The sequence below is a fragment of the Mesorhizobium sp. WSM4820 genome (assembly GCF_055811075.1).
In genome coordinates this window covers 41,788-62,027 of the sequence record NZ_JBVVQN010000005.1, presented here as the reverse complement: position 1 = coordinate 62,027, position 20,240 = coordinate 41,788, and the positions used below count along the sequence as shown (strand labels likewise).

15 protein-coding genes are annotated in these 20,240 nt (G+C 59.1%); 11 read left to right on the top strand and 4 right to left on the bottom strand.

What is annotated here, in order from left to right; translation table 11 throughout:
* Positions 1-60: 60 nt before the first annotated feature.
* The 4 genes from AC0L2R_RS10050 to AC0L2R_RS10035 form a co-directional block, all read right to left on the bottom strand.
* Complete coding sequence (locus tag AC0L2R_RS10050) at positions 61-999, bottom strand: ABC transporter substrate-binding protein (RefSeq protein ID WP_473508675.1); 939 nt, start codon at positions 997-999, stop codon at positions 61-63.
* Between the two features lie 119 nt (positions 1,000-1,118).
* On the bottom strand, positions 1,119-1,730 hold the full coding sequence (locus AC0L2R_RS10045) for a cupin domain-containing protein (protein WP_128188114.1): 612 nt from the start codon (positions 1,728-1,730) through the stop codon (positions 1,119-1,121).
* A gap of 301 nt (positions 1,731-2,031) precedes the next feature.
* Entirely contained in the window at positions 2,032-3,849 is a 1,818-nt protein-coding gene (locus tag AC0L2R_RS10040) for a right-handed parallel beta-helix repeat-containing protein (protein WP_473508674.1), read from the bottom strand.
* Between the two features lie 216 nt (positions 3,850-4,065).
* The gene (locus tag AC0L2R_RS10035; RefSeq protein WP_473508673.1) at positions 4,066-6,012 is read right to left on the bottom strand and encodes an acyltransferase family protein; all 1,947 of its coding nucleotides are present in this window, start codon (positions 6,010-6,012) and stop codon (positions 4,066-4,068) included.
* Positions 6,013-6,552: 540 nt separating this feature from the next.
* Here AC0L2R_RS10035 and AC0L2R_RS10030 point away from each other — a divergent pair.
* From AC0L2R_RS10030 to AC0L2R_RS09980, 11 genes are all read left to right on the top strand, one after another.
* Positions 6,553-7,377: a class I SAM-dependent methyltransferase gene (locus AC0L2R_RS10030; RefSeq protein ID WP_473508672.1), complete on the top strand. Its 825-nt coding sequence runs from the start codon at positions 6,553-6,555 to the stop codon at positions 7,375-7,377.
* The gene (locus tag AC0L2R_RS10025; protein ID WP_473508671.1) at positions 7,298-8,359 is read left to right on the top strand and encodes an NAD-dependent epimerase/dehydratase family protein; all 1,062 of its coding nucleotides are present in this window, start codon (positions 7,298-7,300) and stop codon (positions 8,357-8,359) included. Before AC0L2R_RS10030 ends, AC0L2R_RS10025 begins: the two co-directional genes overlap by 80 nt.
* A complete protein-coding gene (locus AC0L2R_RS10020) occupies positions 8,356-9,531 on the top strand; it encodes a glycosyltransferase family 4 protein (protein WP_473508670.1) in 1,176 nt (391 codons plus the stop codon). Before AC0L2R_RS10025 ends, AC0L2R_RS10020 begins: the two co-directional genes overlap by 4 nt.
* Positions 9,528-11,768 (top strand): AGE family epimerase/isomerase, encoded by a 2,241-nt coding sequence (locus AC0L2R_RS10015; RefSeq protein ID WP_473508669.1) that lies wholly within the window; start codon positions 9,528-9,530, stop codon positions 11,766-11,768. Before AC0L2R_RS10020 ends, AC0L2R_RS10015 begins: the two co-directional genes overlap by 4 nt.
* 113 nt (positions 11,769-11,881) lie before the next feature.
* On the top strand, positions 11,882-12,355 hold the full coding sequence (locus AC0L2R_RS10010; protein WP_287232607.1) for a hypothetical protein: 474 nt from the start codon (positions 11,882-11,884) through the stop codon (positions 12,353-12,355).
* Positions 12,356-12,455: 100 nt separating this feature from the next.
* Positions 12,456-13,229, top strand: coding sequence for a hypothetical protein (locus tag AC0L2R_RS10005; RefSeq protein ID WP_473508668.1), 774 nt, complete (start codon positions 12,456-12,458; stop codon positions 13,227-13,229).
* Positions 13,230-13,590: 361 nt separating this feature from the next.
* Positions 13,591-14,400: a tyrosine-protein phosphatase gene (locus tag AC0L2R_RS10000; protein WP_473508667.1), complete on the top strand. Its 810-nt coding sequence runs from the start codon at positions 13,591-13,593 to the stop codon at positions 14,398-14,400.
* 47 nt (positions 14,401-14,447) lie between these two features.
* A complete protein-coding gene (locus AC0L2R_RS09995; RefSeq protein WP_473508666.1) occupies positions 14,448-15,188 on the top strand; it encodes a polysaccharide biosynthesis/export family protein in 741 nt (246 codons plus the stop codon).
* A 51-nt stretch (positions 15,189-15,239) separates the two neighbouring features.
* A complete protein-coding gene (locus AC0L2R_RS09990; protein ID WP_473508665.1) occupies positions 15,240-17,612 on the top strand; it encodes a GumC family protein in 2,373 nt (790 codons plus the stop codon).
* Positions 17,500-18,759 carry a tetratricopeptide repeat protein gene (locus tag AC0L2R_RS09985; protein ID WP_473508664.1) on the top strand — a complete coding sequence of 420 codons (1,260 nt, stop codon included), beginning with the start codon at positions 17,500-17,502 and terminating at the stop codon, positions 18,757-18,759. Before AC0L2R_RS09990 ends, AC0L2R_RS09985 begins: the two co-directional genes overlap by 113 nt.
* Complete coding sequence (locus AC0L2R_RS09980; protein ID WP_473508663.1) at positions 18,756-20,069, top strand: O-antigen ligase family protein; 1,314 nt, start codon at positions 18,756-18,758, stop codon at positions 20,067-20,069. Before AC0L2R_RS09985 ends, AC0L2R_RS09980 begins: the two co-directional genes overlap by 4 nt.
* Positions 20,070-20,240: the final 171 nt, after the last annotated feature.

Here is a 20,240-nt window from a genome sequence, read left to right as displayed (position 1 = left end):
GATTGCAAAGCGTCCGCGGCGCAGCCCTTCGCGGCGCCGCAGACGGGTCATCGATGCAGTCTACTGGAACATCGCGCGGTATTGTTCGACATTGTCCTTGGTCACGATCGTCACCGGAATATTGATGATCGGCTCGACCGTTTCGCCCTTCTTGAGCTTGACCAATGCTTCGACAGCGGCCTTGCCTTCGCCGGCCGGGTCCTGCTGGACGACTGCCACCACCCAACCATCGTCAATGCCCTGAATGACCTGCTTGGTCAGGTCCCAGCCGAACACCTTGACGTCGCCGGTGCGGCCTTGGCTGGTTACGGCCGAAACTGCGCCGAGCAACGCCGGCTCGCCGGTCGCATAGAGCGTCGTTATGTCCGGATTGGCGGTCATCAAATTCTCCGAGGCGCTCATTGCGGTCTCCTGGACATTCTGGCCGTCGACCGTGTCGAGGAAGGTGATCGCCAGGCCGCTGTCGGTGACCGCCTTCTTGAAGCCGTCGAGCCGCTGGTTCTGGATGAACGAATTGAGCGCGCCGACAATGCCGATCTTGGCGGTGCCGCCCATCTCCGACCTGACATAATCGGCATAGAATTTGCCGATATCCTCGCCGGCCTTGGCGTTGTCGACGCCAATGAACGCAACGTTGTCGCCGTCGGGGATCTGCGCGTCGATGGCGATCACCGGGATGCCGGCCGCCTTCGCGGCGGTGATTGCAGGCTTGACGCCGTTGACGTCGATGGCGACCAGAATGATGCCGTCGACCTTTTGTGTGATGTAGTTCTCGATCGCGTCATTTTGCGCGCTCGGCACGTTGTTGGCATTGAAGATGACCAGCTTGGCGCCGGCGGCGTCGGCCGCCTTCTGCGCGCCCTCGTTGATCTGGTTGAAGAACAGGGCCTGCTGGTTGATGTTGACCAGAGCGAACGTATCGGCGAACGCCGATCCCATCGCCGTCGAGCAAATGGCCAAGATGGCGGCGCAACGGAAGAGAAGCTTGAACGGACGCATTTTCGGTTCCCCTTGCTTGCGGGCCAATCCTGTTAGGCTGGCCCATTGGTGCTACAGGCACAAGGCAAACATTCAAGAGACTTGAATATTTGTCAACGAATTTGATCTCACAGCAGCCGTCAGAAGGTCGCTGGTGTGTTGACCCAAAAAATGCTGGCTCTCTCCTTGCCGATGTTGCGGTAATGGTGCGGCAGCTCCGACCTGAATACGAACGCATCGCCGGTGGCGAGATCATGGCTCTTGCCATCGACGATCAGCTTGATCCGGCCGGCAAGCACGTAGCCGACTTCCTCGCCGACATGCTGGATGGGACCTTCGCTCTCGCCGTCTGCCTCGATATGATGGATGTTGCACTGCAACAGGTGTCCGGGCGAATATGGAATGATGCGTTCGAGCGAGATGCCCTCGCCGCGCCTCAGCGCGTCGAGCGAGATCAATGGCCGCGCGCCTGCGCGGAACACGATCGCCTCGTCATCGTCGACCTGTTCGAACATCCAGCCGATATTGGTCTCCAGAGCTTCGACCAGGCGGTGAAGCATGGGCAGGGATGGCGAAGCCTTGCCGTTCTCGATCTTGGACAGAAGGCTTTCAGAGCAGTGCGCAGCTGTCGCCAGCGTCTTCAGCGTCATGCCCCGCGTCTGGCGGGCGAGGCGCAACCGCGTTCCAAGCCGCGCGGCATTTACGGTGGCGTCCGTTTCGGACTCCGGCCGTCGCCGATCGATTTTGTTCATCCGTTCGCCAACCATTCAACAGTCATGGGACAACTGTCGCGCGAGCAAAAGACAGCCGCGACCGATTTGCAAGTGGTGATCTGTCAATTTCGACCTGGCCGGGCCTCGACCGAACCCAGCGCCGACTGAAACAAAAAAACGGTCCTGCATTGTTCTCCAACCGTCTTTTCCTCGACGGTAAGGATGCCCGAGGCCGTCGAGGGGGACATATTGGATCCGTCCTCGATCGAAGGCGGTGTACAGGCGTTGGCCCGTCTACATCAAGCGGCAGGCTGTCACGTCGGGGAGGCGGATCGCAGTGTCACCGACTCTCGACCCAGGCCCCGCCCTGCCATTGCCACTCGTGGTACCCGTCCGCTTCCGGCGTAAGGTTCTGGATGCGGGCGCCTGGAAAGCCCTTGAATGTCGGGCGGCTAGTCCCTTCCGAAGCAGAGAGGGGTCTGGTGGTCGAATTTTCGGAGCGCACGTTGATCAGCGATCCGACAAAGCGCCTTGTGTCAAGCGTGGTGCCCTCCCTTTGGCCGGCGATCGTCAGGCCGTCGACGATCATAGCGCCGGCGCCGTAGCAGCGGAACGCGCTGTAGCCCTCCGTTCCGCCATCCGACAGCACCAGCCGCATGCCCTTGATCGTCATCTGCCCCCCGAATTGGTAAGCTTGGAACGGCGTCCCGCGTGCAGTGCAGGTCACGTTGCTGAAACTCCAGTTCGCAGCCGGCGTGGGCGATGCCGAAACTTCCACTGCGGTAATGTAGCGGGTGGCGAACTCGCAGTCGGAAATTCTGACTTCGTTGACGTAGTGGATCTCGTCATTCGGCGAATACAGTGCCCGCGCCGTCTCACCAGCATTGACCCGCGCTCCGGTGATTGTTGCACCACCGACATTGGCGGCCGATCCCTGCAGCCAGATGCCTGCCCTGGACGCGCCGTTGCATTCGACGCCCTCGACGCTGACATTGGCCGCGGCGCCGCGAATGCCGAGATAGAGATCGGTGACGTTGTTGCTGAAAGTGCCGCCGGAGACCATGGCATCCCGGACGCTGTTGATGGAAATTCCGGCCTTCGGCAAAGTCCGGTCCGAGTTGCTGGTCTGTCCGCGCACCGTTGCGTTCGTGATGGCCAGGCCTGACCCGTTGACTGCATAGATCCCGTTGTCGCGCGGTGAAATCAGAACGGGATCCGTGATGCGGATGTTGCGGTTGTTCGCGCCATAGACCATCAGCGCGTAGCAGCCTGTGTCGTCTTTGCCCCCCACAAGACCGGCATTGTGGACTACGGCGCCGCGGATCTCGCTGTCGCGGACATTGCTTTCAAAGTTGATGCCCTGCTTGATGTGTGTGGCTTCAGCATAGAAGCCGGTCACAATCACGTCGCGGACTATCGCCCGGGCGGCGTCATCGGGTTCCCACGCTGCGCTGTTGATGCCAATGACGGCAGCGTGTGCGCCGAGATCCTCCGGGTCCAGCGAATTGCCAGGCCGGGAAATGCCGCGCAGGCCGTTGATGCGTATGTGCTGGATCTCGAGGTTCGAGCGGCTCTCGTTATAGACTAATATCCACCACGGCGCCTTGAAGTTCTGGAGTTCGACGGTGTCCAGCTTGAAAGAATCGATGCCGGCGGTTGCGGTCGGGCCGAGGGCGAACTTCATGAATGCACCGCCGTTGTAGCCGGTCGATACGCTATTCCCGATGACCTTCAGATCGCCAACGGCGACCCTGGAGACGTCGGTGGCGGTGAAGACATAGTAGATCTGGTCCGACCCGGTGATGTTGATGACCGATCCGTTGCCGTCGATGGTGCAGTTGGCCGGAACCGTTATCCCGGGATGGCCCAAGGCCTTCAGGTCCGTCGACGACCAGTTGTAGACCCCGCGCCGGAACATCAGTGTCCCACCTCCCGTGGCCGCGATCCGGGCCATGGCATTGACAAAAGCGGCTACGTCCGTTCCATCGTCGCCGAAGACGACAAGGCCGCCTGGCGCGTGCGGGTATCCGGGTTGGGGGCGCTCGAGTTGACCGACGGGCGAGGTGGCGGCAGATCCGGCCGCCAAGGCCGCCACGGCTCCAAGCGCTCCTGTCAGCAGGTGGCGGCGGGTGGGGGAGAATTTGTCATCCGGTGGCATGCGGGGCTCGCGCTTTCTGCAATCGCACCGCATTCGGCGCCTGCGGTCACCGGTCGGATATCCACCGGTCGAGATGACGGCCGAACCGAGCGTTCGTTGCCAGCCTGACGGCAAATAGGTGGCAGTGCTCACGGCAAACGAAACACCGACATCAAGAAGCACAGATTGCGGCGAGGTGAAGGCCTTTTGGAGAGCCTGACCATCGATACAGAAAGCTCAGTGCTGCGAGGCCAGCGCCGCGCTGAAGATGGCGCGGAAGCGGAACAATTCCGCTTTTGCGATGTGGCTCGCGTCAGCGAACATGGATCGCCCGTCCAGGACATAGTTGCATCGGCTTGAATCGCACAGCGCGGTGTCGGGCCGCGCGAAGCCGATGTCGCCCCGGCTCTCGAAGTGCCGGATGATTGCCCCGTATTGCCGTTGGAATTCCCCGGCCGGCAGAGAGGCCGGTTTTTCCAGCGGCCGGCCGAAGGCGAGCTCGCGGCTCATTTCGGAAGGAAGATCCCAGCCTGGATAGGCGATCGGGCCGATCAGGACGACTTTCTTGCCAAACCCACGCAGGCGGTCGATCAGGTCGTCGAGCCCGCCGACGAGTGCCCGGTCATTGCTGTTGTCGACAGTCTTGCCGTCCGCATCGACCAGCGCGTCCGCGGCATGTTCCCACGTCAAGCCTAGGATGACGGTCTCGGTGTTTGCCAGTTTGCCGAGTTCGGCCAGGTTGCCGGCGGCGACAGCGATGCACTCGCGCGAGATATTGACGGACACCGTCGGCAGGCAGCCATTGGCCGGAACCAGCAGGCCGGGCAGGCCCGCCTCGATGAAGATGGAGTCCCAGACGGGCGCATACATCTGAGCATGCGAATTTCCGAGCAGGACAATTTTCGCATCGGCGGGATTGCGCGACGGCAGGTTGAGCACGCAGGCGCGCGACTGGCCCAGGCGCAGGAAATTCGAGACCGGGCAGCGATAATTGGTGCCGACGGCAGCATTGATGGCGGCTGCCTCGCCGCTCATGCGGCCGGGCAGCCCGTTCGACCAGATCAGCACCGACGCCGCCACCGCGAGCGCCGCGGCCCCGCCGGCGGCGGCGAGGAACACGGTTCGTGCCGCGATGGTTTTGCTGCGGAAGGGACGCTCAACAAATCGCCAGGAGAGGATGGCGCAGATCGTCATGCCGGCGACGGCAACCGCCATCTCGCCGAGATTGAGATCACGGACCAGGTAGTATTGCGAGAAGACGATGAACGGCCAGTGCCAGAGATAGAGCGAGTAGGAGATCAAACCGACAAAGGTGAGCGGACCGAACGCCAGCAATCGGCTGATGGGCGATTGCTTGCCTTGGCCGGCGGCAATCACCAATGCCGTGCCGATCACCACCGGCAGGGCGACGGGAATGGCACCGTATTTCTGCAGGGGGCTGACAACGCCGATGACAATTGCGGCCGCTCCGATGGATCCGAGCAGGCCGGCAACGGCTCCTAGCGGCATCAGGCGGAGCGGCAGAAGTGCGGCCATGGCGCCGGCCCCAAGCTCCCAGGCCCGGGTCGGCAGCAGGAAAAACGCCGGCGATGCGCCGCCGACTTTGAGGGCCAGGATATTGGCCGCCAGGGACAGAAGCGTGAGCATGGCGATTGCGGGAAAGGTGGCGCGCGGCCAGAACCGGGCTAATGCTGCAATCAACAGGGGAAAGATGATATAAAACTGTTCCTCGACGCCCAATGACCAGACGTGCAGCAGCGGCTTCGCCTCGGCGGCCCTCGAAAAATAATCCGTATCGCGCCAGAAATGGATGTTGGCCACAAAGCCGAGCGTGGCGAGCATGCTCTTGCCGTAGCCGATCAGGTCGGCAGGCAGCAATAGGGCAATGGCGGCCAAGGTGGTGAAGAACAGCAGCAGCACGAGGGCCGGCATGATCCTGCGGACGCGACGTTCATAAAAGCGAATAATCGAGAACTGCCCTTTGAGCGCCTCGCGCCACAAGATCAGCGTGATCAGATACCCCGAGAGCACGAAAAAGATATCGACGCCCAGATATCCTCCCGGCAGCCATGACCTCGACAGGTGAAATGCAATCACTGATATGACGGCGACGGCGCGCAGCCCGTCGACGTCCGCCCGATAGCCAATGAGGTGCGAATCCGCGCTTCCGACTCTGGTGTGCATGTTGAAGGTTCAGGGTCCCCGGGGCTGGTCCCCGTCTATAAAAGAACCAGAGCCGGGGCGCTACTCCAAGCTGCTGCGATAATTGTCATCTGCGGACGGGACCGCTGGGAGCGAGAGAAACTCAATGCAGGTAAGGGGTGCAAGGGCGTTTTGCGCGGACGAAATTCGCGCGATTCGAATTCTCGTGATCTGAACTTGACGAGGCAACAGACGGTAGCGTAGCTGTTCGCCAGAACAACGTCCTGGCCAAAGTGTGATCGACGATGTGCCGCTTTGAGGCGATGGGCAGCGTATTACCTCTCACGAGCGCCGGAAACAACCTGCCTTGAATGACGGACGGGAAAGCATGCAAGCCTGTGACGCGAAAGCGTTGTCGCGCTCGTCGAGCTGAGCATTGATGGCGGCTGTTGTGGGCGTTTTCGAGAAATCGACGGGAGAGCGAGATCGTCGTGACCAAGAACGTGCCGCCTCACGCAGTTGTTGCCGGAAAACCACGGGGATTGATCCAGCATATGGTTTCTCTCGATGCCTGAAGCGGCCATGACTTGGGAAGACGCCGTCCGCTGGTGCATGAGCGAGCCTTCGATGAAAGAGCTCGCCCGCGCCGCCTATTTCGACGATCCGGTCGTGGCCGCGCAGCGCTATCATGAAAGCGCAGAGTTCGATGCGGTTCGCAGCATGATCCCGCGCAAGGTCGGCCGTGCTCTCGACCTTGGCGCCGGCAATGGCATCCTCTCCTATGCCCTGGCGCGCGAGGGCTGGTCGGTAACCGCCGTCGAGCCCGATCCCAGCGCCCTTGTCGGTGCCGCCGCAATCCGGACGCTTGCCGACAAAACAGGCACGCGCATCGATGTGATCGAAGCGTTCGGCGAGGCTATCCCGTTGACCGCCGCCGGCTATGACCTGGTCGTCGCCAGGCAAGTGCTGCATCACGCGCATGATCTTCCGGCGTTCTGCGGTGAGGTTGCGCGCCTCTCTCGCGAGGGCGCGACGTTCCTGTCATTGCGCGACCATGTGATATCCGGGCCGCAGCAGCTGGAACCGTTTCTGCGCTCTCATCCGCTGCATCACCTCTACGGCGGGGAGAACGCTTTCACGCTGGCGGCCTACCGCGCTGCGTTGCAGGGGGCGGGGCTTACGATCGATCGCGAAATAAACTCTTTCCAATCGGTTGTGAACTATGACCCGATGACGGCCTCCGAAATTCGCGAAAGGCTCGCGGCAGTCTTCGGCCCAGTGTCGGGGCTGGTCCGCGCGGCCCTGTTCCCACTGCCTTTCGGTGCCGTTGCCCGAGCAGCGGCATTGCTGGACCGCCGGCCTGGGCGCCTGGTCTCTTTCCTTTGCTACAAGCAAGGGAAGGGCTGATCTGGTGGCGCAGCTGAAAGAGGCGAGGCCTGTTTGGGTGACTGGAGCCGGCGGCTTCATTGGCCTGCATTTATCGCGATTTCTTGCCGGAGAAGGCCATCATGTCCTCGGCTTCGGCCGAAGCGAAGCCCCTGGGTTCGCGGCGACGACCGGCGGCGGCGCATTCTTTTCCGGCGGAGTGACCGCGCAAACGATGGACGCGGCTCTCGCCGTACACGGCCGCCCGGCAGCCGTTTACCATCTGGCAGGCGGCGCTACCGTCGGGCAGTCGATTGCCGATCCGCTGAAGGATTTTGAACAAAGCGTCGTTTCCGCGGCTTGTGTCCTCGATTTCCTGCGTCGCCACGCACCCGATGCCTCAGTCGTTCTGGCGTCCTCCGCCGCCGTCTATGGCGGCGGCCACTTCGGCCCCATCAGCGTCGATGCCGCACTCGAGCCGTACTCACCTTATGGTCATCACAAGCGAATGGTTGAGGAGCTTGGCCGGTCGTATTGTGCCGCATACGGCCAGCCGGTCTCGGTGGCTCGCCTCTTTTCGGTCTATGGAGAAGGATTGCGCAAGCAACTGCTCTGGGATCTCTGCGGCAGGCTCGCGGCAGGCGAAACCGACATTGTGCTTGGCGGCACGGGTACGGAAATGAGGGATTGGCACCATATCTCGGACGTTGTGCGGTTGATCCATCACATTTTGCCTGCCGGCGAACCGCGCTTCGCCATCTATAACGGCGGTGCGGGCGCTGCTGCACCCGTCAGCACGATTTCCAGCATGGTTCTGGAGGCCTGGGGAGGGAACCATCGCCTCTCGTTTTCTGGAAAGTCCCGTCGGGGCGACCCTGTCAATCTGATCTCGGATCCATCCGGCGTCCCGGAGGGGCTTCAGTTGCGGGTGCCGCTCAGCAGGGGCATTGCTGGCTACGTCGATTGGTATCGCGCTGAAATTCTCGCCGAGCCGGTCGGCCATTTGCGACGCTCCGCGCCTTGATTACCGTCGGCTTCACTCTCATCGGCCGCGGAGCGTGGTCAGGCGGCGAGTCCTATCTACGCAACATGCTGAGCGTCATCGCCTCCGAGCTGCGTGGCAAGGTGCAGGCGAAACTGTTTCTCACACCCGAGCAGCATTCAAGCATTGGCGCGTCCTTCGATCATATGTTGGCCGCACCCGCTCTCGTTGATAACCGGGTCACGGGCGCCGGCCTCGGCAGGCGAGGGCTGATCGCACTCGCTGGCGGAAGTGACCGTGCCTTCGCGGACCTTGTCGCTGTGCAAGGTATCGATGTTGTCTTTGAAGTCGCCCAGTGGTTCGGCAACCGGTTTCCAATACCGGTCGTTTCCTGGATTCCGGATTTCCAGCACCGTCGCCTGCCGCACCTCTTTCCGCGTAGCGCCTGGTGGCGCAGGGATCTCGGCTACCGCCTGCAGACGTCGGGAAATCGCACCATAATGCTCTCGAGTGGGGATGCGCTGGCGGACTGCGAAACATTCTATCCAGCCTCGCGCAACAAGACCGCCGTCGTACGCTTCGCTATCGATCTCGATCCAGGCGCCATTTTGGCGCGTGCCGATGAGGCGCGCCAGGCGCATGGGCTGCCCGAGCGTTTCTTCTTTCTCCCCAATCAGTTCTGGGTCCACAAGAACCACAGGCTGGTCATAGAGGCATTGAAGCATATAAACCAGATCGGAGCGCTGGCCTCCTTGCCGCCGGTAATCCTCTCCGGCCGCACCACGGATCCCCGCGATCCGACGTTTTTCAAGCGTCTGATGGGCCTTGCTGAAACAGATGGACTCGGAAGCCATTTTCGACATCTTGGCTTGATTCCCTATGACGATGTCGTCGCCCTGATCGGTGTCGCGGACTATCTCCTGAACCCTTCGCACTTCGAGGGGTGGTCGACCACGGTCGAGGAGGCGAAGTCGCTGGGCACGCCGATGCTGCTGTCCGACATTCCACTGCATCGCGAGCAGGCGCCGGAATCGCTCTTCTTCGCACCCGATAGCGCGAAAGCGCTGGCACAGCGTCTCCTCGAAGCTGGGCGGCGCCCCCGCTTGGCCCGCGACAGTGTCGCCGTGCTGCAAAGTCGGCAACAAATGCGCCGCCGAGACTATGCCGCAGCGCTCCTTGCTTTGTTCGAAAATGCCGGAGGTGTTACCCCATGACCGAGCGGATCGTCAGTTTTGTCATGAGCGGCGGTATTGGCTCACGGCTGTGGCCGCTGTCGCGCGAGGACAATCCCAAGCAGTTCCATGATTTTTCCGGCGATGGCTCGATGCTGGTCAAGACGTTGCGGCGGCTTACGGCGCGGCCGGACGGCGAAACGCCGGTCTTCCTGATTGCCTCGGAGCGGCATGCCGATCGCGTCCACGCCGATCTCGCCGGCATCGACCTTTCCGGCGGCGGCCCCTTGTTCGAGCCGACCGGACGCAACACCGCCGCCGCCGTCGCCTTGGCGACCCTGCGAACCCTCTCCGAATTTGGCGACAGCCTGGTGCTGGTGGTGCCGTCCGATCATGAGATCACGACCGCGCGACAATTCTGGCAGAGCGTGGAAAACGGCACCGCGGCGGCGCGTGCCGGCCGGCTGGTGGTATTCGGCATCAAGCCCGGCCACCCCGAAACCGGTTACGGCTATATCGAGATCGCCGGCGAGAAGGATGGCATCTGCGATGTCTCGCGTTTCGTCGAGAAACCGGACCTCGCGACCGCGCGGAGCTATCTGGCGGCCGGCAACTTCTACTGGAACACCGGCATCTTCCTGTTTCGCGCCAGCGCCATGCGCGACGCCTTCACGGCTTTCGAGCCCGAAATCTGGAAGGCCACCGAAAATGCCTATCAGGCAGCGACGTCAGATCTTTCCGGTCTCTATATGCCTCTGGAACTCTACGCCGCCATTCCGTCGACGTCGATCGACTATGCGATCATGGAGCGCGCCAGCCATATCGCCATGGTGCCGGCCGGCTTCCGCTGGAACGATCTCGGTTCCTGGCAATCGCTGCTCGATGTCGGCCCCTCCGACAATGACGGCAATGTCATCGTCGGCGATGTCGTCGCCATCGACTGCGAGAACTCCTACATCCGCAGCGACAGTCGCCTGCTCTCGGCCATTGGCTTGAAGGACGTTGCCATCGTTTCGACCGCCGATGCCACCTTCGTCGCCCCGGTCAGCCGCAGCCAGAACGTCAAGAAGATCGTCGAGCAGCTCGAAAAGAGCGGCCGGCTGGAAACCAGGTTCACGCCCGCTGACGACCGCGTCATCGAAAGCGGCGCCTGGCGCCGTCGTGTGCACCACTGGCTGTTTGAAGAGACGGTGCCGCTATGGTCGACGGTCGGGGTCGATGAGCGCCATGGCGGTTTTCACGAGGCGCTCGGCTTTGACGCCACACCGCTGAAGAAGCCCAAGCGCATGCGCACCATGGCCAGGCAAGTCTACGCCTTCGCTGTCGCCAGGGCGCGCGGCTGGGACGGGCCCGCCGATCGGTTGATCGGCCACGGCCTCGAATTCATGGCCAGGAACGGCCGCACCGACAATGGCGGCTGGGTGCGCACGCTCAATGTCGACGGCACGGTGGCCGACGCAGCCGAGGATGCCTATGATCATTCCTGCGTGCTGCTGGCGCTGGCGCATGCCCATATGGTCGGCAATCCTGATGCATTGCGGCTTGCCGAAGAAACGTTTTCGTTCCTCGACGCGCATCTCGAGGATCACCGCATGACCGGCTTTCTCGAAACGTCGAGCGGCGTGGGCGAACGCCGTTCCAACCCGCACATGCATCTGCTCGAGGCTTTCCTGGCCTGGCATCAGGCGACCGGCGAACTCGCCTATCTTCGTCGCGCCGCGCGCATCGTCGATCTGTTTCGCAGCCATTTCTTCGATCCGGAAAGCTGGACGCTGGGCGAGTATTTCGATGCCGAGTGGAGGCCGGCGGAGGGCGAGAAAGGTGCCTGGACGGAACCCGGCCACCATTTCGAATGGGCCTCGCTGCTGGTCGACTTCACCGGGCGCAGCGGCCAGAGTGACCTGGCCGGCTTTGCCAGAAAGCTCTATGCGTCGGCCATCGCCAACGGCCTCAATCGCGCCACCGGCCTCGCCTATGGCGCCGTCTCGCGGCAAGGCTTGCCGCTCGACCTTGTCTCGCGCAGTTGGCCGCAGGCGGAAGCAATCAAGGCGGCGATTGCATTGGACGGTTCGGGCGGCCCCGACCTCAAGCCCGAGATCGAAGCGCGTGTCGGCCGCCTGTTCCGCTGGCACATCAATCCGGCGCCGCTCGGCCTGTGGATAGACCGGATCGACGAGCGAGGCCGCTCGCTGGCGACCGATGTGCCGGCAAGCATCTTTTATCATCTGGTTTGCGCGCTGACCCAATATCTTGACAGCACCGCCAGCGAAGCACGATAGGGCAGTTGACGGAATTTCTTCGATTGAAATGGATGCCAGGCGACGATAAGTCGTCCGGACGTCTCCGCCAGAAGTGATAGAGACATGCTTGGCAGCGGCGGGAGTGAGGATTTTTGTCGTTCAAGAAATTAAGCTTTTTGGCACTCCTTGCCCTGGCGTTTGCGGTTGGCTTCTTTGCCATCATCGTGGAAAAAGGGGCGCCTCGTCGTCCCCCACCCCCAAAGCCACAAGCCGCGATAGAGCCGTTTGATGGCAAGCTTTTCATCCAGGCGGTCGATGATCTTCGCGTCGGCAACCGCAAAATTGTGCTATGCGGCGTGGCGTTTACCAAGCCTCAATCTCTGCGTGCCATCGTAACGGACGCGGCGCGGCGGGACTACCAGGGGCTCGCCCTGACTTGCAAGCCGGTCGGCATGGGGACGCCTTGCGACGGCAATGTCGCCTCAAAGTTTGGTGATGCCGTCGTTGTGCAATGCCTCACGTCCGATGGCGCGGATTTGGCCGCCAAACTTGCCGAGAATGGCATCTTGTGCGGACAGCCGGCGCAGGCAGGTTCGACCTACAAATCGTGCTTGTCGGGTTCGTAGTTCTCGCCATCTGCGTGTCATAAAACGAAAGACAGAATGTGCGATAACACCCCACGTCAAACAGAGTCGACCATAATCCCTGTACCAAAGCATCGGCGCGATGACGGTCAAACGCCACGAAATAAACTTGCCTTGCCAACAATTTTCGCAGGGGGCCGGCACGAAAAATGGTAGATTCAAATCCGGCAAGCGAGTGTGTCCAATGAAACACATGAGAAACCAAAAAATCATCTCGCATAAGCGAAGCGGGTTGGAATCAAAGCGAAAAGCTGTTACGCGCTTGTTCAATACCTTCGCCCTGGGGAGGGGCCGAGGTGCGGCGGGACAAAAAGGATCGAAACGAATGAACCTCACTGTAAAAGTTGCGTTGGCCGGATTTGTCGCCTCGATCGGTTTCGGCCCGGTTTCGTCTTTCGCTCAGGATGCGTCCGCTCAGGATGCATCTTGCACCTGTACGACACCCTATCAGGGAGCGGCGAGTTCGATTGGTTCCATAGGGCACGCCAATGGCGACGTAATGGTTTCGCAAGCCGCCGGCTATGGCCCGGCAAAAGCGGGAAATGCGCTGGATTTCGGCAGCCGCATAGTGGTCGGTGCCAAGGGGGCTGCCTCCGTTAATGTCGGTGGCTGCAACCTGGAGGTGCCTGCGAATTCAAGTCTCGACATTTCCCGTGTCGAGAACAATATCTGCCTGAAAGTTGTGGGCTCCGAGCAGACGGCTGCCGCCGTGAGTTCCGAGCATACGGGTCAGATTGGCGCGGGCGGAAACCAGTCCTGGGTGCCGCTCGGTATCTTTGTGGGCATGGCTGGTACGGCTGGTATCCTTGCTGCAACGCAGGGTGACGGCGACGACGCCGGCCCGGTCAGCCCTTAAGGCGCCCAGTAGGCAATATAGCAGAACCCATGTGACTACCTCTGCTATATTGTATGGCCGGTGCCTCTGTGTAGCTTTTGCGCGGCGGCTCGAGTCGGGATATTGATGGAATCCGTCAACCATACCGCTCTATCACCTGAGTCGAACCTGAATGCGCTCCGTCGTGGGCGGATTCGTCTCGCCGGGAGGCACTGTGACGGGTGGTGCGGCAGTGCTGATAATTGGTTTGCACGCTGTCAGCGAATAGCTTGAATCCTTCCGTATTGCACGACCTTGACAAATGCGTCATTCGCTCAGGTGCGGGTGGCGCTTTTGCCTTTCGGTTGGGAGAAGTCGTCAGTTTGCTTCAGCGCGGCCACCCATGATCGACCTGCATTCCCATATCTTGCCCGGTCTTGACGACGGCTCGCCCAGTCTTGCTGAATCGCTGGAAATGGCGCGGCTGGCGGTGGCCGATGGAACGACGCATATGGCATGTACGCCGCATATCGTGCCAGGCATGTACGAAAACGGATCGGCAAATATCGCCCGCGCAGTTCAAGAATTGGAACAGGCGCTGCGCAGTGCCGCAATACCGCTTGCGCTTTACGTTGGCGCCGACGTGCATATAGCTCCGGATCTGCCGGAGCAATTGGCGCTGGGCAGCGTGCCGACCTTGAACAGATCTCGCTATTTTTTATTCGAGCCGCCGCACCACGTTCTGCCGCCAAGGCTGGAAGATTTCGCTCTGCGCCTCATAAACGCCGGGTTCGTTCCGATTCTTACCCATCCTGAGCGGCTGACATGGATCAAGGCAAATTACGAAACTGTTGAGAACTTGAATGCAGTGGGTTGCCTAATTCAACTTACCGCAGACTCGATTGTTGGTGCTTTTGGACGCACGGCGCTTTACTATTCGGAAAAGCTGATTGACGAGGGTAGGGTAGATATTATCGCTTCGGACGCCCACGGCGCCACCCGCCGTCGCCCTGGGCTTTCGCAGGCGGTTGCCGTTGCCGCGAAGCGATGTGGGGAAGATGAGGCCCGCAATATGGTGTTGAAACGCCCAGGCGAAATATTGGCGAACCGGCCCCTCGAGCCGGTCGGAAAGGCACGCTCGAAAAAGCCAAGCCCCGGCAACGTCGGTCGCTTTGCAGGATTGGGTCGCCTGTTGAAGGGTGGGGCAGCGTAATGGGTGTGTTTCATTTCGCAAAAAATTATACAGGCGCGATATGTGCCTTGCTCGCTTCGCTCTCGATGTCTGCCTGCACGAGCACCTCGTCAACGACATCATCGTCTTCGCCGACATCGGTCGATGCGCTGCAACTGACGTCATCGTCGGCGCCGCTTTCCAGCGGCGGCGCCCTGCAGGTCGTAAAGGAGCTGCCTGCGCAAAACAGCCAGAACGGCAACGAGCAGCCTTTGTCGCCTAACGATGTGCTGGATGTGAATGTGTTCCAGGTCGACAATCTGAACAGAACCGTTCAAGTCGACGCTGGCGGACAAATTTCGCTTCCACTTATCGGAACCGTCACCGCGGCTGGGAAGACCGTCCGTCAGCTGGAGCAGGAAATCGAAACGGCCTACGGCGCCAACTATCTGCAGTCGCCCGATGTGTCGGTCTTCGTCAAGGAATCGATCGGACAGCGCATTACCGTCGACGGCGAAGTCACCAAGGCTGGTATTTTTCCGGTGTCGAGCAATTCGTCTCTCATCGATGCGATCGCCCTTGCCGGAGGGTTCAATGCTGTTGGCGATGCGAAAAAGGTCTTTGTCTATCGCAATGTCGGCCAAAATACTCTGGTCGCAAATTACAATGTGGAGCAGATTCGCGCCGGCAAGAGCCGCAACCCACGCATCTATGGTGGCGACAAGATTGTCGTCTTCGCCTCGAAATCGAAAATTGCCATGAACAACCTCAAGGACGCCCTCGGCGTCGCCTCGAGTGCAGCCAGAATTGCGGTCGTCCCGGGATTGTAAATCACGGCCGGTTAAAATTAAGCCCAGAGACAAACCCAAGGTTGTCACGCAATGCTCGATCGCAATCGACAGCATCAAATTGCAGGCCCCGGACATGGCCAAGCCTTGTCTGCCGACCTGTATTATGACGGTGCGCAAAACTATAACCCCTATGGTCGCGATCACTCCGAGCAGGACGAGCGCTTCAATCCACTCAAACTGTTGTTTTACGCTGTCCAGTATCGGTGGCTGATACTGATGATGGTAGCGGGCGGACTTGTTGCTGGCGTCGTCGTAACCATGATGCAGACGCCAAAATATCGGGCGACAACGCAATTGGAAGTGCTGGTTCCGTCCGCCAAGGTGTTTCAGGACATTGAGGTGGTTTCTGAAACCAGCGACATGCGCGCCTTTCAAACCGCTCGGGAAAAGCTGAAGAGCCGGGCTTTGGCGCAGCGCGTGGTGTTCCAACTGGGGCTTAGCGAAAAGCCGGACTTCCTGTTCCCGACCCCGAATTTCTCGCCTAGCAACATTTTCTATCGTGCGTTCGGAATTTCCAAATCGCCTTCCATAGAGGAGAAAACGCCGGAGGAACGTGAGGAAATTGCGATAGGTCGGGTTATGAATGACCTCACGGTCACTCTTGTCACGAACACAAGCCTGCTGTCGATTGCGTTTGTCGACCAGAACCCGAAATATGCAAGTGATATAGCCAATCAAGTTGCGCAAAGTTTTATCGACCAGCGCCTCGATCAAACCAGCGAAACGTCCGACCTGGCGCGGCAATTCATCCAAGAACAGGTCTTGCAGGTAAAGCAAAAGCTTCAGAAGTCCGAAGAGGAACTCGTCGCCTATGCAAAGGATGCGGGCATCACGATAACCGGCGAAGAAAAATCGCTGATAGGGTCGAACATTGAGACTCTCAACACCGCGCTCGCGACAGCAATCCAGGAACGTCTCGATGCCGGACGGATGGTGGACCAGATAGACAAGGGCCGCGGATCGAGTCTCGGCCCAGTTCTGGAGAGCGAAGGTCTGCAGAAAATCACCGAGAAGCTGTCGGATTTGACCAGCCAATACCAGCAGAAGTTGGGTATATTGAAGCCCGGTTTTCCAGAGATGCAGCAGCTTCAGGCGCAGATCAAGGAACTGCAGCGGCTTTATAACAACGGCGTTTTGACGATAACCGATTCACTGCGGCAGAAATACCAGGAGGCTCAGAACAAGGAAGCCGACCTTAAGGCAAAACTTGCCGAGATGGAGATGCAGCAAGTCATCTTCAACGATAAAAACATTAAATACACAATCTTGAAGCGAGAAGTCGATTCGAACCGCTCGCAATATGACAATTTGATTGCCAAGTTGAACGAGGTCGGCGTGAGCTCGGAGCTCAAGACACAAAGTGCCGCAATCGTCGATTTCGCGACGCTGCCCAATCGCCCTTATTCTCCACGATTGACTATCAATCTTGCGGTCGCTCTGGCTCTTTTCCTGGCGCTCAGCGCGTCAATTATTTACATCATCGAGTTGTTGAACAACACCTTCACCAATCCTGAGCAGATCGAAAAGGAACTGGGATTGGCGATGCTCGGCATCCTGCCGCTTGTCGATGACCGGGAACTCATGGCCAGCATCGCCGACCCAAAATCAGGACTGTCCGAGGCCTACCGTTCGCTTCGAACATCGCTTCAGTTTTCCGGGGCCGAAGGCGCGCCGCGATCGTTGCTGGTCACGAGTTCGGAACCCTCCGAGGGCAAGTCGACCACCTCGTTCAAGCTTGGACAGGATTTTGCCGCGCTCGGTGCCAGGGTTCTCATTGTCGACGGCGATCTTCGAAAACCCAACCTTCACCGGCTGTTTGGACTCGACAACACGATTGGCCTGAGCAATCTCTTGACGAACACCGTCCGCAAGGAGGATCTGGCAAGCATTTTCAGGGCGACGAAATATCCCAATGTGACCGTCCTGACTTCCGGAACGATCCCGCCGAACCCCGCGGACCTTCTCTCTTCACCAAAGATGGCGCTGATCATCACCAATCTCGGCAAGCGCTTCGACCTTGTCATAATCGATGCCCCGCCGGTCGTCGGCCTTTCAGATGCGCCCATCCTCAGCCGGCTTGCCGAGGGCACATTGATGGTCATTTCTACCAACCAGGTCACGCGCAAGTCGGCGAAGACAGCGTTGAAGCGCTTGCGGGCCGCCGGCGCGAATGTGGTCGGAGCCGCGATGTCGAAGTTTGCAGTGAACAAGTTCGATTACAACTACGCCTACAAATACATGAACTACCAGTATTACGACTATGGCACCCCGAAGCTTGAGGGCAAAGTCGATGACGGAGCAGACCAGCCCGCTTATGCAAAATCTCCGGCGTTCAGGCGTTTGGTTCGCCGCATCCGTTCTAGTATTGGCGGCTTCGTCGATCGGGCTAAGTCGGTTTCTTGAAACCGAAACGCCAACCGTTTCCCTCGCGCTGGACCCGTTGAACGTCAATGCCTTGATAGGCGAGATTACTCACGACCTGAACGATACAAGCAATGCTCCCGATCTCGACGCCATGCTTGCCAAGCTCGAAAGCGCGCTTCGCTTTGACCTTGCGGACGCACGTCTCTACAGCCTGATCGGCGAGATCAAGTACCGGAAGGGTGAAAAAGATCAGGCCTATGAGTTTTTCGATCAAGCTCGAAATTTATCCAAGACCGAAATCCTCGCGCTCCAGAGGTCAATAGGCCGCTCCATCGAAATAGGCGATCTGTCCGGGGCCGTCCGCGAGATCGATATTTTGCTGCGGCGATGGCCAGATCAATTTGCGGCGATCGCCGAGGGGCTGCCGACAATCCTCTCGAATCCCGATGGATATCAGGCTGTGCTGGCAGCCATCAGGGCCGCGGCGCCCTGGAGGTCCAATCTGTTGGTCACGCTGGGGAAAACCCCCGACGGGCTCGATTTCGCAAATCGGTTGCTGCTCGATTTGACTGGGTCAAGTGCGCCACCAAACTCGAGCGAGGTGTCCTATCTGATCCACAGCTATTTTGGTCAGAAAAAATATGAACAAGCGTATCGGTTGTTTCTTTTCAGTCTGTCCGATCAAGAACGGAAATTGGGCGGATACATTTTCAACAGCGCATTTGAGCCTCTATCCAGCGGCAAACCTTTTGATTGGCAGGTCGGCGATCAGTCGGGTCTCGAAGTTACGCTTGCAACGGCTCAAAATGCGGTTGAAGGTGAGGGGGGGGCGACGGTCCGCTTCCTGAATACGCCGGTCAAGAACGCAGCGCTTCAGCAGTATATCCAACTGCCTCCTGGCTCCTACAAGGTTTCTCTGGTTGCGTCTGCAAGAAACCTGAAGCTTCCAAAGGAGTTGTTCTGGTCGATCAGGTGTGTGGGGCCTGCTGGCGAAATAGCGCGGTTCCATATACCGGACGGTACATACAATCGTCAGGCGCTCAGTCAGGAGTTTTCGGTTGGGCCGACTGGGTGCCCCATGCAATTATTGAAGCTGGAAACTGCCGCCATTGCCGAGAGCTGGCGCTTTCGCTATGTCGGCACATTGGTAATGCACAAATTGAGCATCGAGAGACTTTCATCTTGAGCGACCGGCCATCGGAATGGGATAAATATCTCCTCGGATCGGTTCTGTTTATAGCGCTGCTGATCGGCGGCGGCACTGCAAGCGGGCTTTACACGGACACGCTGATCGAGGTTGCGGCAATTGTCTCGGCAGCGGCGGTCTTTTCACAGGCCTCTGGCCAAAGGACGCCCCATTCCGTTCTGTGGCTGCTTATCTTCGTTGTGGCGCTGGCCGTTCTGCAGATCATTCCGTTGCCTGCGGCGATATTCAGCGGATTGCGACCGGAACTGCTGCTCGCAGACTCCGAGCTTGTAGGGGAATCCGAATTTCGTTTCGTCAGTGTCGGCGTTGGACGGACGATCGAATGTCTGTTGTATCTGGTGGCGTTGGCGGCGTTTTTTTTGAGCGTTTTGCGTTTGCGTGCCGAGCAAGTCCCTGCGCTTCTGCCGTTCTTTTTTATGGGTGTTATCTGTAACGGCTTGGCAGGCGCGATTCAATATTCGCTCTCGGACGACATTGCCATAAAGGGATTGTTGCCGTTCACGATAAACGCCGGGCTTTTTGCCAACGAGAATCATTTTGCAGCATTGCTTTTCGTGTCTATCCCCTTCGTCGTTTATTATGGTCTGTTCCGAGGACATCTTTTGTCGGGATCGCTCGGGCTGGCCACGCTTTTGCTGCTCCTTTTGGCTGTCGGTTCGCGTGCCGGCGTTCTGATCGGATTAGCGATCACCGTGCTGTCCATAGTCTTTCTTTCAACGCGTTCCAGGGTGAGTGGACTCAGCATTGTTGCCGTTTTCATAGCACTTTCAGTGTTTACGATAGGCGCATGGACGAAGATCGAGGCCGAAGCGATTGACCCGGATTTCGGGCGAGGAGAGATTGCTCGCACCACCATTGAGGGGATCAAAGAGAATTGGGCAGCCGGCGTTGGGTTTGGAAATTTTCAAAAGGCCTACCAGATATATGAAAAGGAAGGGATGATTTTCAGGCAATATGTAAATCATGCTCACAACGAGTATCTTGAAATCGCTTTCGAAGGCGGAGTTCTTGCTGTTCTATTGATGGCGCTTTATTTCGTGATTCTTTTCATGGCGCTTGCTAGAGTTCGTCGCGATCCCCTTCAAAAGGCGGCGTTTCTCTCCGTGTTTTTTCTTCTCATTCATTCACTCGTCGATTATCCGTTGCGGACCGAGGCGCTTGCAATGACGTTTGCCTTCATGAACGCCATTATCTTCCACAAAGGATTTGCAGCCCGCCAGAAGAGTGAATTGATCGAGATCGACCACAACGGTGAAAAGTTACTTGTTCCCATTGGAACGCCGTCCTAGCGCCATCCTGGCGATGGCCCTGCGATCTGGGCAGGAATTTCCGGGTTCTGGTCCCTGCGTGGAAAATTCATTCTCGAACCACTCCAGCGCAGGTCTGTCTTGCATTGTTATAGATAATGGCGATCTGCTAGAACGCCTGCACGAAAACCAGAAGTGAAGCTTGATCCGGGC